The organism is Desulfobotulus sapovorans DSM 2055, from assembly GCF_059569355.1.
Genome location: NZ_JCANVJ010000006.1, coordinates 63,288 through 79,704, shown reverse-complemented (window position 1 = coordinate 79,704; position 16,417 = coordinate 63,288). Strand labels below are relative to the sequence as shown.

The window sequence follows — 16,417 nt, the reverse complement described above, 5'->3', positions numbered from 1 at the left end:
AAGGCCCAATAAAGTTCATCAAACCATCAGAATTAGAAAAGGAGAAAAACATGGAATTTCTTCCCGTCAAGCCCAGTGTTTTGAATGCTCTTGTGTGGATCGCCCTGGTTCTCATTGTCATGGGTGGAAATGCCGGTATCGCAACGGCTGAAGGTGCCCGGTATTTCATCGGTGGTGTCCTTCTGGGCTTTCCGGCATATTTTGCCAACATTCTCTGGATTGAAGGTTTTGCACGGGGCAAACACTGATTGATCCGGAAGGTTGCTCTGAAACAGGCAGGGTCTTTCCGTTTATTGCGGAAAGGCCCTTTTTCTTTGGAGGCCATGGAAATGTTCGGTGGCCATGGAAAACATGATGTCTTACCTACCCAATTTTGGAGTACTGCGGGATGTCAGCCCTTTTTCCCCGTTTCTTTTGTTGCCTTCTCTGGATGATGTTTGTGGCCTGTGCTGGAAAACCGGTGACGCCGACACAGGAACCCCTTTTCCCGCCTCCCCCGGAACCGGAGTCCGTCCTGCAGGTGGCAGACCCGGAGCCTCAGGAAAAGAAGGTTGTCGTCCCACCCCCTCCGCCTCCTCTCGTCAGAAAAACCCCAGCCCCGCCACCTGAAAGTCCCGAACCCCTGACCAATTCCTTAGGCATGACCTTTGTCTGGATTCCGGCGGGCGGTTTTCATATGGGATCCTTGCCTGAGGATCCGGCCCGCTATGATGATGAAATACGTCGCAAGGTAAGCCTTACCCGTGGTTTTTATCTTATGATAACGGAAGTGAGCCAGGGGCAGTGGGAGGCCGTGATGGGGAAAAATCCTGCGGGGTTTCGGCATTGTGGTGAGGCCTGCCCCGTGGAACGGGTTTCCTGGGAGGATGTCCGGCTGTTTATCCAGAAACTGAAAACCCTGGACACCACCCTGAAATATCGGCTTCCCAGCGAGGCGGAGTGGGAATATGCCGCGCGTGCGGGCAGTACAGGGGCCTTTTTTTCCGGGGATTGCCTGGAAACGGATCAGGCGAATTACAATGGAGAGCAGCCCTTGCAGGACTGTTCCAGGGGCATCTACAGGGCCGGGCCTCTTCCTGTGGCCAGTTTTCCACCCAATGCCTTTGGACTTCATGACATGCATGGCAATGTCTGGGAGTGGTGTCAGGACACCTATGCGGAATATGGCAGGGGGGGAGGGGAGAAAAACCCCCTCTACCAGGGCCCTGGCGGGGAAAAGGTGATACGGGGAGGATCCTGGTACGGGAGCGCCCGAAGCTGCCGATCCGCCAGCAGGGGACGTTATGCGGCGGATAAGGGCTTTAACAGTATCGGGTTCCGTCTGGCTGGAGAGCGATGAGGGGAGTTTTTCTCGGAATAGGAATGGAAACTGTACCTGAGCCGCTGAAAGGCTTTTCAGGCGAGTGCATCTTCATTCCAGGCAGAACCTGCACGGGGCAATCCCATTTTGATGTTCACCTTTTTCCAACTGGGTGTATCTGACTTTACAGTCTTATCAGACCATCGGCCAGCATCCACTGCCCCAGTTCCCGGATTCTTTCCACGGGCGGTTTTTCAAAGAAAAGGCCGCATCCCGGCGCATCCTGCGGATTCACTCCCCGCAGAAACACATAGGCCACCCCGCCAAAATCCCTTTCATAGTCATAGTCTTCCAGGCGAAGGCTTAAATAACGGTCGAGGGCCAGCACATAGAGATGGTACTGCAGGGTATAAAGATGGTCTGCCATTTCCCGTTTCAGGTTTTCAGGGCTGTAGGCCGCGTAATCTGCCCCCAGATCATTGGATTTCCAGTCCAGCAGGTAGTAGCGGCCCTGATGGCGGAACACGAGATCCATCACCCCCCTGAGATACCCGGCACTTCGGGAAAAATGCAGCCTTTCCAGCTGGGGAGGCAGATGGTCACAGGCCCCCAGGGTAATCTTCTTTACCCATTGTGAAAGGGCATCGGATTCCAGGGTGTTCAGGGGGAAATAGAAATCCAGCTCACGGAGCTGTTCCTTAAGCGTCAGCTCCCTGAGGCGGAAGCCCTCAGGCCCCATGGGAAGGCGGAGTACCTTCTCCACCATATCCCGGAGAACCGGAGTCCAGGCCCTGTCATAGCCGTAGATGGCAAGGCTTTTTTCGATGACGGCCTCGATGTGGGAGCTGTTCTGGGTGAAATCCAGATGCTCGAACACATGGTGCATGAAGGTTCCGGCTCTGGTGCCCGAAGGAAAGGCGAAGATGCCTTTTTGGGGGTCGGTTTCCTGTTGTCTTTCTTGACGGCTCCGGACTTCCCCGTCCCGGTCTGCGGCCCTGTCCATGTATTTGCCCGCCACAAGGGCGGAAAAACTGCTGATGCGGAAGGGATCGGCAGGAAGGGGCCGGACCGTGCAGCAGACCAGAGGGCTTTCTTCCTCAGGGGCTGGGGGCAGGCGTTTTTTCCGGTCTTCCGGCAGGGGGAGGCAGCCGAGAATCCCCTCTGAAGCGAGGGCCGCCATGTCCTTTACCCTCTGCGCTGCATCGGCTGCGGATCTGTCCGGGCCGTGCAGGAGCCAGGCGGCGGCTTCACCACAGGCCCTGTTCCGGGCATTGCTCACCATGCCCCAGACCCCATACACCCGGTGACGGGCCCGGGTGAGGGCCACATAGAGAAGCCTTACCTGTTCGGCCATGGCTTCCTGGCGGGTCAGGGTTTCTTCCCGGCTTCTGTCCTCCCTGCCTCCGAAATCCACGCACAGCCGGTAGGCCCTTTCCGGATCGTGAAAGGCCATGATCTTTTCAGGATTACTGCGGGAACTCAGCACATCCGTTGCGCTGTACAGAAAGGGACAGAACACGATGGGATATTCAAGCCCCTTGGAGCGGTGCACGGTGATGACCCGAACCCGCTCACCGTCGCTTTCAAGGCGAAGGGGGGCTTCCACACGACGGGGAAGGGAGGCATCCTGCTGACGCTCCAGCCAGCGCATCAGCAGTTCCGGCCCCCGGTTTTCCTGACTTTCCGCCGTGTGAAGGATTTCCGCAAGGTGGAGCAGATTGGTAATCCGTCTCTCACCCTGGGGAAGGGAGGCGGCCCGGATCAGTACGGAACCCTCCCCATAGAGGGTGGTGAGCATCCTGAAAATCCCGCGATCCTGCCAGAGGGCCCGGCAGCCTGTGAAAAAGGTGGTCTTTGCGTTGAATGCGGGTTCATCCCGGTTGAGGGTATCGAGATTTCTGAGGGTGAAGCCCATGAGTTCTGTGACCAGAGCCCGGCGCACCCTGCCGCCGTCCCAGGGGTGGAGCACGGCTTCCAGCACCAGGGAAAGTTCTCTGGCTTCCTCACTGTCCAGAACATTGCCGTCCGCATGGATGACCGCCGGGATGCCCCTTGCCGCCAGAAAATCCCGGGACTGAAGGGCTTCCCGGTTGCTGCGCACCAGAACGGCCATATCCCCCGGCCTGACCCCCCTGTCACCGATGCGGATGCGGTTTTCCCGGCCCCCTTCCAGAAGCCGGATGATCTCATCGGAGACCGCAGCCAGACCCATGGCCTGTATCCTGGCCGCTGACAGGGGTTTTTTGTCTTCGGAAGCGGCCAGCCAGAAGGTGAAGGGAAGGGGATTCTCCGGATCCTCAAAAATGTCCCGCTCTTTCTGGGCCGCCTGAACCGGGTGAAAGCTCAGGCCTTCCAGCACAAAGGCCTTGGGATTGTTTTTAAAAATGCGGTTCACCGCATCAATGAGTCCGGGATCGGAGCGCCAGTTGCGATCCAGGGTGTACCGTTTCCGGCTTTTTTTCGCGGCATCCAGATAGGCGAAGACATCGGCACCGCGAAAGGCGTAGATGGCCTGCTTGGGATCGCCGATGAGAAGAAGGGGCAGGCCCGCCTGGGTAAAAACCGCATCAAAGATGGCATACTGGACGGGATCGGTATCCTGGAATTCGTCAATGAGGGCTGCGCCGAAAAGCTCCCGGATACGCTGGCACATGCCGCCTTGGGAATCGGCAAGAACGGCATCCCGCAGACGGAGCAGCAGGTCGTCAAAGGTGAGCAGCCCCGCTTTTTCCTTGAGTACGGCTTCCTGTCTGTGAACGGCCCGTATCCGGTCTTTGAGAAAAAGGGCGCGGGCAAGATCCCTTGCTTCAGAAAAGTTCCTGTCTGCCCTTTCCAGAGCGGCACAGGCATCAAAAAAGGGATGCTCAGGTGGTTCAAAACCTTTTTTCGTGGCCTTTTTCAGGGCTTCCGGGGAAAATTTTGTGAGGATTTCCGGAGGGCATGTCCGCCGTCCCCCCGTCCAGGCCTCCATTTCTCCGAAGCCCTTTTCCAGGGTTGCAACCCGGAGGACAGTGCGGTTGAGACGGGAATCGCCCGTGAGAAAGGGGCAGAGACTTTCCCGGTGTTCCCGCCAGAGATCCTGAACCGCTTTTTCACAGGTCTTCAGTTCTGTCAGGGGCATCTCAAGGTCTGGCATGGGGCCATCGGGGAAAAACAGGGCATCCGGCCCGCCGTAACGGCTGGCAAGTTCCATGAGCCGTTCCGGTGTCAGGCGGGCCACAAGCAGGGCGGCCCTTTCCGTGTCCATGGAGGCCACATCCCTGCGCCAGACATCATCCGCAGCGTTCTGACGCAGAAGCCCCGCATCCGTTGCCAGTTCTGCATCAAAACGGAGCCCGGATTCAAAGCGGTTTTCCCGGAGCATACGGTAGCAGAAGGAATGGATGGTGCCGATGGCGGCCCGGTCAAAATTGCGGATGGCCGCCAGAATTCTGGCCCTTGCCTGGGGAGAGGCTCCGTGGCGGCGGGCCATGTCTTCGGAAAAGGCTTCTTTCACGCCTCGGCCTTCCAGGGCGGCCAGGGTATCGGAAAGCCTTGCGTAGATGCGTTCCTTCAGCTCTCCGCTGGCGGCTTCCGTAAAGGTGACCACAAGGATGCGTTCCACGGGCAGTCCCTGTTCCAGCACGAGACGGACAACAAGGCTTGCGATGGTATGGGTTTTTCCCGTTCCTGCACTGGCTTCCATGAGGAGGGTTCCCTCAAGGGGGGTGTGCAGGGGATCAAAGGGAAGAAGGCCTGTCATGGGGTTTTCTCCTTCATGGCCTCCAGCAGAGGCAGCCAGAGGGTTTCGGAAATTTCGGGAAAAGGCGGGTCAAAGGGATGGCATCCCCGCCAGAGCAGTCTGTCCGCAGGGGTGGACTGCGGGGGCGTGAACTCCGAGCCTTCCCATGCGTCCATGAGATGTTCCTGTATTTCCGCCGTTTTTTTGTTTTTCAGGACAGCTTCCGCCCATGTTCTGGACAGGGAAGGGAAAAAGGGCTGGGGCCTCGTGAGACCGGAGCGATAGCAGGCCATGAAGCTTTCCAGATGCAGGAGGGCCTTTTCCCTGGAAAGCTCAGGACAGGCGAAGATTTTGCGTTCCGGCCCCTCTTCGCCCATACCCACAAGGTGAAGGGTCGTTTTTCTGCCCATGGCCCGATGCAGGAGAAAGCGCAGCCAGGCCGCGATCAGGTGTTTTTCCCGGAATTTTCCCGGTCTCCAGATTTTTTCCGCCCCATCCTCCGGAACGGGCAGGCTGCCCTCCAGGCGGATTCCGGCCAGCTCCAGGGCAAAGGGATGGGCCTCCTCCCCGTGGCTTCCGGGAGTCTTGTGAAAAAGATCCGCCAGGGCCAGGGCATCGGCCTCAAGGCCTGCCAGACGGGAGCGGCCCGGAGCCCCGGCAGCAAGCCTGCCCTGGGCCTCAAGGCGCTGTTGTGCCGTTTCCATGTCCCCGTCCTCCAGAGCCGTTCGGCAGAAACTTTCCTGAATCCAATAGCGGCCAAGGCCTCCGATTGTGAAGTTTTCCCGGTCTTCCAGGGCCTCTTCCTCCCGTTCCAGGGAGATCTGCATGTGCCGCTTCAGAAAAAAGGCGGAGGGATTCTGAAAAAAAGCGATGACATCTTCCCAGAAAACCGTTTTTTCCATGTGATCGTTTTCCAGCTCTCCGTCCTGAAAGGGAAGGGCTTCGGGTCTGTCCTTGCCGGAGAAGGTCGCTGCAAGATCCCGAAACAGGGTGCTGAAGCTGAAAAGATGGGCGGGCAGCGGATGGTTGGTTCTGAAAAGCCGTGAAGAAAAGGCCTGCATGGGAAAGGCCCGCATCGGATGGGGCAGGGAGCCTTCCTCCCCATTCAGGGCATCCAGCAGTTCCTGCACCAGCACCGAAGGGGGCAGGGCCTGATCGTCCTCGGGTCTGAAACCCGTGAAGGTGATCCAGAGTTTCTCCCGTGCGGAGAGCAGGGTTTCCAGAAAGAGGTAGCGGTCATCGTCCCGGCTGGAACGGTCTCCCGCTCTTGGCTGCTGCTGCATGAGGTCAAAGGCCGGTCTCGGTCGGGTGCGGGGAAAGGCCCCGTCGTTCATGCCGGAAAGGCAGATGAGGGAAAAGGGAATGCAGCGCATGGGCACCATGGCGCAGAAGGTGATGCCACCGCCAAGGATGAGGCCGCCCTGTCCTGCCCCTTCCAGTGCCTGTCCCAGTACGGAACGTATCAGGCTGAAGGGCAGTTTTCCGTCAAGGCCGGAAAGCCGGGTTTCCGTCACAAAGGTGTCCAGGAGGGTTCGCAGACCGAGAAAGGCATCCGTGTTTTCCCCGTCTTCATGGAAAAGGGAGAGAACCAGTTCCCAGAGGAGATCCATCCAGTCCTGGGGGCTGCGGTCTTCCCGGATGTTTTCGTGAAACGCCACAAGTCTTTCCATGAAGCTGAGAAGGCTGTTCAGGGTGTCCGCCGCTTCCGGGCCCATGGGATCATAGGGAAGGATGCCCTCCTTTTCGGGGCTGCCGCCCTCATCTTCCATGGCCATGCCCAGCAGCATGCGATCCAGCCCGAAGCGCCAGGTGTGGGCCTTTGTTGCCGGAAGATCCAGGGCTTCCCGGAAGGCCGCGTCCAGCCCCCAGCGGATGCGGGTATCCACCAGCCAGAAACGGATGCGCTCCAGCCCTGTGGTATCCAGATCAAATTTACGGGCCACAGGATGGGCTTCCAGCACATCAAAAACCTCCGATGCACCGAAACGCGATTCCATGAGCTGTATCACCCGCATGAGAAGGCCTGCCAGGGTGTTTTCCAGGGCAAGGGGACGTTCGGAAACCGTGTAGGGAAGCCGTCTGCCGTCGGGAAGGGGGCTGCCGAACACGGCATCAATATAGGGGGCGTATGCGCCCACGTCGGGGAACATCACCAGGATGTCCCTGGGTCTTGGCGGAGTGTCTCCGGAAAAAAGCCTCAGGAGCTGATCCTTCAGCACCTCCATTTCCCGCATGGGGCCATGGCAGCGGTAGACGGCAATGGAATCATCATTTTCCACCACCTCTTCTGAAAGCATTTTTTCCGGAAGGGCATCCAGGGAAAGGATACGGGACTGGAGGCGGTGCAGCAGGGTATCCATGCCCGGCTCCAGGGCGTGGCGCTGTTCTTCACCCGGCATGGTCGCAAGCCTTCGGAAAAAATCCTGACCCGTACGGCCCAGGGAAGCCAGCAGGGGATGGCCCCTTTCCGCGTGGAGATCTTCAGGGGACAGTCCCTGATCTTCGGCCCTGAGGCTCAGGGTTTCCCAGAAATTCTCGCAGCGGATATCGCCCCAGTATTCCTGACAGGGATCGAGAAGATACCAGCGGATCGTCACATGCTCTGAAAGCATCTCAAGGAATTCGAGGTAGAGGGGAGGGAGGGCGGAAACACCGAAGATGGAGATTCTCGGGGGAAGCTCTGCGTGTTTCAGGGTCTCAACTCCCTGTTTCAGCAGATCCACCCTGTGGGGAGCTGCAAGACGGGATCGCAGCATACGCCAGAGCCGGGCCTGGAAGTGGTCTTCTTCCCCCTGTTCCCAGGCAAGAATCCGATCCGGCCTGAACATGAGATACTGGTCGAAAAGGTCTGCCAGCATGTCCGCAAGCTGAAAGCGCTTCAGGGGATCGTCGCCCATATAGCGGGCCACGGGTGCGGCATCCGGAGAATCGGGCAGGGCGGCAAGGGCTTCAAAACAGGCCCAGCGCAGGCTGTCCGGTTTCCAGGGGTCTTCGTCGGGTGAAAGGGGCTTCATGGGCCGCAGCAGCCTTGTCATGAGACTTGCCGGAAAAAGAAAGTGAAGATGGGAGGCAATGCCAGACCATTTTGCAATTTCCATGGACAGCCAGCGCTCCATGCCCCGGCTCTGTACCACAATGAGCTCCGGCTCCATGGGATCCGGCGGATCTTCCATGAGGTGGGCGGCAAGATTGGCCACCAGCACTTCCATACGGTTGCTCACGAATCGCTGCATAAAATTTTCCTTCTTCGACGGATTCTTTGTTCTGGTATTCAAGATCTGCCTGGATTTTATCGTGCGAACGCGGCCAGCAGATCAGCGTGTTTTTTAAGCAGAGCACTTCCCTCAAAAGTCAGGTTCTTGAGATCGACGGTCTGTGGGATAAGCATATCTATGCCCGAAACGTCAATGTGGGATTCTGTTTCTGTAAAGTGCTCCGCATGGTAGCCAGCATTTTTAAACTTGTATAGGGGAGAATACAGGAAAATTCAGGGGATGCAGGCAACAGGCAGGATGAAAAAAATACCCGGTCAAAGACCTGACCGGGCAGCTGCGGATGGTTTCGGGAAAGTGTTTTTCAGAGCCTGTTCAGGGGCAAGCCCCGCATGTTACAGCCCGAAAAGCCGGTGCCTTGTTGAGATCATGAGACCCCTGTAGGTTAAATGAACCGGCATTTATGCTGTACATAAGTTCAGTTTGCTGTGTCTTGTGGCGATACCGTTTTGGAGACGGAGTGATCCACAAGGATCTGCGCTTTAAAAAAACGATTATGCGGCAGCCTCCGGCTTTAACGCAGCAGCAAAGTTCAGTGCGCTGACAATCCTGTGGCCAATCAGGCGCATATCCTCGGGAGTCAGGTACAGGGGAAGTTTCAGGTCACATGCCGTCACCAGCATCTTCCGGGTACGGGGGAGTTCCTGGGTCTCACCGTCCATGTATTTCCAGTTCCAGAAACACCTTGCATTGTCCTTTTCAATGCCGAAAACACCAAGACCGATACCTTCCATGGCAAGGGCTTCCAGAAAAGTCTGAATCTGTTCGCTGCTGAGTCCCACAAGATTGAACTGGGCGGAGTCAAAAATCTTGAACACGCCCTCTTCCACATCCGGAAGGTCAATATGGGAAGAGGTTTTAAGGATGCTGCGGAGCACATCAAAATTGGCATTGTACTTTGCAGCATTGCTGTTAATGAGAGGCACCTGCGTTCTGGCAATGGCAGCAACAAGATTGGAGAGTCTGAGGTTGTATGTCGGAATGGCTTTCTGGAATTCTTCCAGTTTTTCTGTGCGGATAAAGTGCTTTTTGTAGCAGGTTTCAAAGGAGCCTGCATAAAGGATGGCTTTGGCGATGATTTCTTCATCGTCAGTCACCAGCATACCGCCTTCACCGGCATTGATCATTTTGTGGGACTGAAAACTGAAACAGCCTGCAAGCCCGAAGGTTCCTGCATATTTACCCTTGAATCTGGCCCCGAGGCTGTGGGCTGCATCCTCAATCAGAACAATTCCGTTTTCTTTGCAAAGCGTAACGATACGATCCATCTGAGAGACATGGCCCCGCATGTGGGATAAAAGAAGATACTTTGTATCCGGCTGAATTTTTCGGGCAAGGTCATCCACGTCGATGGTGTAATTTCTTTTACATTCCACCAGTACAGGCACCCCCCCTGCATGAAGGATGCTGCTGGGCACTGCGGTAAAGGTGAATCCCGGAACCAGCACCTTGTCTCCCGGCTGAAGTCCTGCGCAAAGCAGGGCAATGAAGATGGCAGAGGAGCAGGAACTCACGGCAAGGGCATATTTGCAGCCAAGATATTCTGCAAAATCCCTTTCCAGAAGTGCGGCTTCCGAGTCTTCAGGGCCGGAGCAGGCATAGCGGAAAAGTTTACCGGAAGCCATAATCTTATTGACCACAGAAAAAGCGGATTCTGGTATGGGATTGGGAACATTGAGATCTTTGTGAAAAATTTTTTTCCCGCCTTCAATGACCAGTGGGCGCTCTGTCAGGGTATCCAATGAAACCTCCTTATCAATCTAAATCATGTGATTTTTTTGTACATGCGCCCTTTTTGAACATCCCATATGCTGAGAACCGCCTTCCCCGGAAGTTTTCATCCGGTAAAGAGGTACAGCATACAAAATATTTTTTGAGCAGCATCCCATCAGAATGAATCTTAAACTGTATTTGATGCTATGGATCTTTAAGGGTGTGTTTGATATCAAATTCAGGATTCTATGTCTACAAGCCCCATAAAAAAACTTTGAATCCTAAATAAAATCATGGCTGAGGCACAACTGTGTCTGTCATGGTTCAGGCCATTTTATTGGGGTTTACCGACTCTGGTCGGGGCCTTGCTTTCAAGGCCCCCGGTCTGCCCATGGGGGGCAGATTTCCAGATAACGGAGGGTCTTTGCCGGTTCAGATTCGGAGGGGTAAAGAAGGAGGGGGCTTTTTTTCAGGCGGAACGTCTTCTGATTTGATCTGGATGGAGGTCGTGATGGGGGGGGCTGACGGATGCCCGAAGTGGCTTGCAGGGGAGGCTCTGGCCTGCTTGGGGACGTGCTGGATCCGACGTAAATCCCGTGCCTTGCCCTGCCGGAAAAGGGCAGGGCCTTCACTGTGAGTGCTTTCAGTCCTTCATACGGGCGCCTACCCTTGCTGTTTTGAAGATGCCGTTGAATGGCAGATGCCGGAAAACGGGTGCTCTGCTGTAAAAAGTTCAGTAGTGGGGTGGTCTTTCACTGGGGGGGCTTTGTCCCATGTTTTCCGTGAGGAGCTGGATGTGGCGGGTCAGGGTGCTGCAAAGGCTGGTCAGATGGTCAATTTCCTTTTGCTGGCTGAACACCACGTCACTGAGTTCCTGCAGGAGTTTTTCCTGATAGGCCATGCGGGTTTCCAGGGTAATGATGGGGTCGGACTTCACGGTGGACTCCTCTGTGTCGGATCTGTATGAAAAAATATCAGAATGGTTGCAAATATAAGGATGATTGTGTAACCAAGGGGAGATGTCAAGCCCGCAGACGATCAAGATATCTGGATGCTGGGTCTGCGTAACGTATGAAAAGTTAAAGGTTCTCCCATGATACCGGAAAAAAAGCCCTGGATGGAACGTCTTCTTCATCCCAATGCCCTGACCCTGTACCGGGTGGCCGCCGTCCCCCTTCTTATTGTGCTGCTCCTGGAGACTCCGGGTCGTTTCATGGCCTTTCTGGCGGCCTTGGTGTTTTCCCTTGCAGCCATAACGGATTTTCTGGATGGATATATGGCCCGTCGCATGGGGCTGGTTTCCCAGTTTGGCAAGATCATGGATCCCCTGGCGGATAAACTGCTCATTGCCAGTGCCTTTATTATGCTGGTGGGGCTGGGCTGGGTGGAAGCCTGGATTGTCTGTGTCATCATCGGCAGGGAGCTGGCCATTACGGGCCTTCGCAGTATCCTGGCTTCCAGCGGGGCGGATGTGGCGGCCACGCGGGTGGCCAAATGGAAGACAGGTTTTCAGATTGGTGCCGTCATCCCTCTTCTGCTGCACTATCCCTATCTGGGGCTGGATTTTCACCGCATCGGAACCTGGGCACTCTGGGGGGCTTTGATCCTGACCCTCTGGTCCGGGGTGGATTATGTGCTGCGTTCCCGGAAACTGCTTCTCTGAATCTTCAGCCGCTTTTTTGAAAAAAGTGTTTTTTCATTTGACATACGGGATGGGATCTCTTAAATAGACTTCCGTCTCACTGAGCGGGAATAACTCAGTGGTAGAGTGCAACCTTGCCAAGGTTGAAGTCGCGGGTTCAAATCCCGTTTCCCGCTCCATTTTTTTGGCGGCATAGCCAAGTGGTAAGGCAGAGGCCTGCAAAGCCTTTATTCCCCGGTTCAAATCCGGGTGCCGCCTCCAAAAAATAAACCATAAAAGATCAGCTTCGGCTGGTCTTTTTTTATTGGGCCGAAGATCCTTATTCATTTAAGATGCCGCAGGTCATTTGGGCTGGACGCGATGCCTTTTCAGGGAGGAAGACCATGGGAAGCCAGAGACCGGGTAAGGGGAAGGGAATGGTGTGTGCTGTGGGAGTACTGGTGTTTCGGATTCACGGGTGCCGTTCCCTGAAGGAAAAGCGGGGCGTGGTCAGGCCCGTCATTTCCAGGCTGAGAAACCATTTCAATGCCGCCATTGCGGAGGTGGCCTGTCAGGATCTCTATCAGCGGGCGGAAATTGGCTTTTCCATGGTGGGCAATGCCGTTGACCATGTGAGTGCCATGGCCGAAAGTCTTGTGAGTATGGCCGACACCCTGGCTTCCGCTGAACTGCTGGATTCGGATTTTGAAGTTTTTCACTATACGGATTTCTGAAGTTTTTTCATTTCCGGCTGTGTTGGATTTGATTTTATTTTTTTGAGTTTATTGACTTTTCTGCCTTACTATGCTCCTTTCCGAAAGTTTTGAACGGAAATGGATTTTGCAGAAGGGTGGTTTTTTGATGGCGGTGTTTTTGAAGCGGGTGAGAGACTGGTTGGTTCCTGCTGTTGGCTTTGTTGCGATTGTGCTGGTTCTTTTTCTTTCCCTTGTGCGGATGGATCGCCATATGGAAGGCGTTTTCCTGGAAGATGCCATGGGGATGGCCCGGATCATGGCCCAGGTCATGGCTTCCCAGAACCCGGAAGCGGGTCTTTCTGCCTCCGGGCTGACGGCTTTCATGCAGGGAGATCCCCGCATCCTCGGTGTGCGTCTTTATGGCGAAGGGGAGTCCGGGAGAAAGCTTCTGCTGGATGCGGCTCCCGGGATTCCCCTGCTTGCCGAACCCTCAAGGGAGATTCTGGAGAAGGAGTGTTCCCACATTGAAAGGCTTGCCCCTTTTCCGGATCAGGCCTCCCTTTTCCAGATTGCCATCCCCCTTTCCGATTCCCGAACCTTTCTTTTGTTCATGGCCCGAAAACAGGGGGCGTCCCTGCCCTATGTGCAGCCCCTTGTCCTGGTTTCCCTCCTGATTTTTTCCATCATCATCGCAAGTTTTGTCTGGTACGTCGTCTGGATGCGCAGGGAGCTGAAGGCCAGAAGCAATGTGGAACTGGCTCTTTCCAGAAAGTCCCGCACGGATGAGATTTTTGCCCGCTATGCAAGATCCCTGATTCTTGCGGATAACATGGAAGAGGCGGCCCTGTATGTGCTGGACGCTGCCCAGGAGCTGACGGGAAGCCGGGTGGGTTATGCGGGATACATGGATCCGCTGACCGGTCATCTTTTCTGTCCTGTGGGTTCAGGGCAGCTGGATGCCCGGAGCATCATGAAGCCAGAGCTTCTGGTGCTGGAAACCTTTTCCGGTGTCTGGGGGGAGGTGTTGCAGCATGGCCACCCCCTGTATGCCAGTGCGGACAGTGGCCGGGTGCTTTCCATTCCCACGCGGGACGGTCAGATGGCCGTCAGCTCTCTCCTTTCCGTTCCTGCCATGGCCGGAGGAAAGCTGGTGGGGCAGATTACCGTGGGGGATGCCAGTGAGGCCTACACGGATGGCAGTCTGCGGGTGATGGAAAAGCTTGCGGATCTTTTTGCCCTGTCCATCCGCAAAGGCCTTGCCGCCAAGGAACTCCGGGAAAGTGAAAGCCGTTTCCGGGTGGTTTTCAAAACCATTCCCGATGCTGTGGTGCTTACCCGTCTTTCGGACCATATGCTGGTGGATGCCAATGATGGTTTTATGCGCCTGACGGGATTCACCACCGATGAAATCCGGGGCCGGACAGCCGTCTCCCTTGGATTCTGGGCTGACGACGAGGACCGGAATACATTTGTGGAACGTCTGCATGCCCACGGGAAGCTTGAGAATCTCGAAACCCGTTTCCGGATCCGGGATGGCCGGATCATTCACGCTCTCATTTCCGGATCCAAAACCTTTTTGCACGGGGAGCTTCACTGTCTGTCCGTTATCCGGGGCGTGGATCATATCCGGGAGGCGGAATTCAAGCTGCGCAAGGAACGCTCCTTTCTGTCCAAGGTTGTGGAGACCAGTCCTGCGGGCATTGTGGCCGTGGATGCCATGGGGCGGATTATTTTTGCCAACCAGAAAATTGCCGAAATTCTGGGAATGGATATTCCCACCATACTGGAACACAGCTTTTACGATGAAAGATGGGATGTTACGGATCATGATCTTCGCCCCGTGGCGCGTGAGGATATGGTTTTCTTCAGAATCCGTAATCAGCGGGCTCCCCTGTACAATGTCCGCCATACGGTGAAGGACGGACGGGGGCAGCGGATTTACCTTTCCATCAATGCGGCCATACTCTGGCGGGAAGATGGGCGGATGGACATGATTGTGGCAGCCCTGGAAGATGTTTCCGAGCAGGTTCGGCGGCAGCATTCCCTTGTGGAGGCCAGAAATCAGCTGGAAAGCGTTCTGGCCAACCTGCCTGTCATTCTCTGGGCCATTGATCGGGAAGGGCGCATTACCCTCTTTGAGGGCAAGGGAACCCAGTCTGTGGCCATGCCGGAGGGGGGGATGCTGGGACTCCCCGCCCGGGAGCGTTATGCCGGACTGCCCCTCATGCTTCAGAGCATTGACAGGGTGCTGTCCGGAGAGACTGTTTCCATCACGGCTCAGATTGGGGGCTATTATTTTGAGGTGATGGGAGCGCCGCTGCTGGATCATTCCGGAACAATCCAGGGGGCGTCCGGGGTCGCTGCCGATGTCACGGCCCGTGTTCAGGCCGAGGTGGATCATATCCGGCTGTCGGCAGCCATTGAGCAGGTGGTGGAGAGCATTGTTGTCACAGACAGGCAGGCCACAATCCTGTATGTGAATCCGGCTTTTGAGCGTGTTACGGGATGGACGCGGGACGAGGTGGTTGGGCAGACGCCTGCAATTCTGAAGAGTGGCTACCACAAGCAGGGATTTTATGCGGAAATGTGGCGTACCCTGCTTTCCGGACGGGTATGGCAGGGCTATATCACCAACCGCAAGAAGGATGGCTCCTGTTATGACGAGGAAGTGAGCATTTCTCCCATTCTGGACAAGTCCGGCAATATCATCAATTTTGTGGCGGTGAAACGGGATGTCACCCAGGAGCGCAATCTGGAACGTCAGCTGCGTCAGGCCCAGAAGATGGAGGCCATTGGGACTCTTGCAGGGGGCATTGCCCATGATTTTAACAATATCCTTTTCCCGATTATTGGTTTTACGGAGCTGGCCCTGGAACATACGGCCAAGGACAGGCCTGAGATCAAATATTTGAAAAGCATCCTTACCGCAGCCAACAGGGCCAGGGATCTGGTCTGGCAGATCCTTACCTTCAGCCGTAAAAATGATGATGGGGAGCAGCGCAGGCCCGTGACGGTGGCACCGGTTGTCAAGGAAGCCCTGAAGCTGCTGCGGGCCTCCATTCCCTCCACCATAGAAATCCGCCATGACATTGAAAATTCGGATATGCGTGTTCTGGCCGATCCGACCCAGATCCATCAGGTGGTGATGAATCTCTGTACCAATGCCTTCCATGCCATGGAAAATGGCGGTCTCATGCGTGTTGCCCTGGAGTCCCTGCATCTGGAAGAGGGCAGGCCTGCGGATGTGCATCCCGGGGTTCCTGGGGGAACCTGGCAGATGCTTTCCGTTTCCGATACGGGGGTGGGAATGGATACGGATATCCTGGAACGGGTTTTTGATCCCTATTTCACCACCAAGGAGCAGGGAAAGGGTACGGGGCTGGGGCTTGCCACGGTACATGGGATTGTGCGGGGCTGCGGGGGCGAGATCAAGGTAGCCAGTGCACCCGGTGAAGGTACGGTTTTCCGGGTATATCTGCCCATGACCTGCTCTGAGGAGACCCAGTCCCAGAGAGAACGGGCGGATGCCGTTGTCGGTGGCAGGGGACGGATTCTTCTGGTGGACGATGAGACCCTGATTGTGGAAATGCTTCAGGATACCCTTGAGGATCTGGGATATGAGGTGACAGGCTGCTGGTCCAGTACGGAGGCCCTTGAGATTTTCCGGCGTATCCCGGACAGCTTTGATCTGCTGATTACGGATCAGACCATGCCCAAGATGACCGGAACCGTTCTTGCCGCAGAAGTGCAGAAAATCCGTCCGGGCTTTCCCGTGATTCTCTGCTCCGGGTTCAGTGATCCGCTGAACAGGGAAACCCTGAACAGGGGGGGGATTGTGGAATGTGTCATGAAGCCTGTGCTGCGGAAAGAAGTGGCAAGGGCCGTGTCCATGGCCATGGAGAAGGTGGCGCTTGTTGGCAGGGAAGGCCGCTCCGTGTCGGCTTACGATTCAAAACCCGTTTAGGCCCTCTGTACATTATCGTTTCCATTGAACCCATCGTTCCCACGCTCCAGCGTGGGAATGCATCTTGAGACGCTCCAGCGTCTAAAAGGGGGGAAGCCGATTACAGAGGTTCAATGCTGCATAGGCAAAAT

9 protein-coding genes and 2 tRNA genes are annotated in these 16,417 nt (G+C 55.8%); 7 read left to right on the top strand and 4 right to left on the bottom strand.

Features of this window, described 5'->3' with window-relative positions; genetic code table 11:
- Positions 1-50: 50 nt before the first annotated feature.
- Together BR04_RS06815 and BR04_RS06810 are read left to right on the top strand one after the other, a co-directional pair.
- A complete protein-coding gene (locus BR04_RS06815; protein ID WP_496355252.1) occupies positions 51-248 on the top strand; it encodes a hypothetical protein in 198 nt (65 codons plus the stop codon).
- Between the two features lie 140 nt (positions 249-388).
- Entirely contained in the window at positions 389-1,339 is a 951-nt protein-coding gene (locus BR04_RS06810) for a formylglycine-generating enzyme family protein (RefSeq protein WP_496355251.1), read from the top strand.
- A gap of 145 nt (positions 1,340-1,484) precedes the next feature.
- On the opposite strand, the gene recB is transcribed toward BR04_RS06810, so the two are convergent.
- The 4 genes from recB to BR04_RS06790 all read right to left on the bottom strand — a co-directional run bounded on the left by recB (position 1,485) and on the right by BR04_RS06790 (position 10,943).
- Positions 1,485-5,042 carry an exodeoxyribonuclease V subunit beta gene (gene recB / locus BR04_RS06805; RefSeq protein WP_496355250.1) on the bottom strand — a complete coding sequence of 1,186 codons (3,558 nt, stop codon included), beginning with the start codon at positions 5,040-5,042 and terminating at the stop codon, positions 1,485-1,487.
- Positions 5,039-8,254 carry an exodeoxyribonuclease V subunit gamma gene (gene recC, locus BR04_RS06800; protein ID WP_496355249.1) on the bottom strand — a complete coding sequence of 1,072 codons (3,216 nt, stop codon included), beginning with the start codon at positions 8,252-8,254 and terminating at the stop codon, positions 5,039-5,041. The genes recB and recC overlap by 4 nt, the downstream gene beginning before the upstream one ends.
- A gap of 533 nt (positions 8,255-8,787) precedes the next feature.
- Positions 8,788-10,035 carry a DegT/DnrJ/EryC1/StrS family aminotransferase gene (locus BR04_RS06795; RefSeq protein WP_496355248.1) on the bottom strand — a complete coding sequence of 416 codons (1,248 nt, stop codon included), beginning with the start codon at positions 10,033-10,035 and terminating at the stop codon, positions 8,788-8,790.
- Positions 10,036-10,739: 704 nt separating this feature from the next.
- Positions 10,740-10,943, bottom strand: a complete 204-nt coding sequence (locus BR04_RS06790) for a SlyX family protein (protein WP_496355247.1) — start codon at positions 10,941-10,943, stop codon at positions 10,740-10,742.
- Positions 10,944-11,099: 156 nt separating this feature from the next.
- On the opposite strand from BR04_RS06790, the gene pgsA reads away from it, so the two are divergent.
- The 5 genes from pgsA (at position 11,100) to BR04_RS06765 (ending at position 16,286) form a co-directional block, all read left to right on the top strand.
- The gene (pgsA, locus tag BR04_RS06785; protein ID WP_496355246.1) at positions 11,100-11,669 is read left to right on the top strand and encodes a CDP-diacylglycerol--glycerol-3-phosphate 3-phosphatidyltransferase; all 570 of its coding nucleotides are present in this window, start codon (positions 11,100-11,102) and stop codon (positions 11,667-11,669) included.
- An 83-nt stretch (positions 11,670-11,752) separates the two neighbouring features.
- Positions 11,753-11,827: transfer RNA gene (locus BR04_RS06780), tRNA-Gly, on the top strand.
- A gap of 7 nt (positions 11,828-11,834) precedes the next feature.
- Positions 11,835-11,909 (top strand) — tRNA-Cys (locus BR04_RS06775).
- Positions 11,910-12,031: 122 nt separating this feature from the next.
- A complete protein-coding gene (locus BR04_RS06770) occupies positions 12,032-12,361 on the top strand; it encodes a DUF503 domain-containing protein (protein WP_496355245.1) in 330 nt (109 codons plus the stop codon).
- Between the two features lie 127 nt (positions 12,362-12,488).
- Positions 12,489-16,286, top strand: a complete 3,798-nt coding sequence (locus tag BR04_RS06765; RefSeq protein WP_496355244.1) for a hybrid sensor histidine kinase/response regulator — start codon at positions 12,489-12,491, stop codon at positions 16,284-16,286.
- Positions 16,287-16,417: the final 131 nt, after the last annotated feature.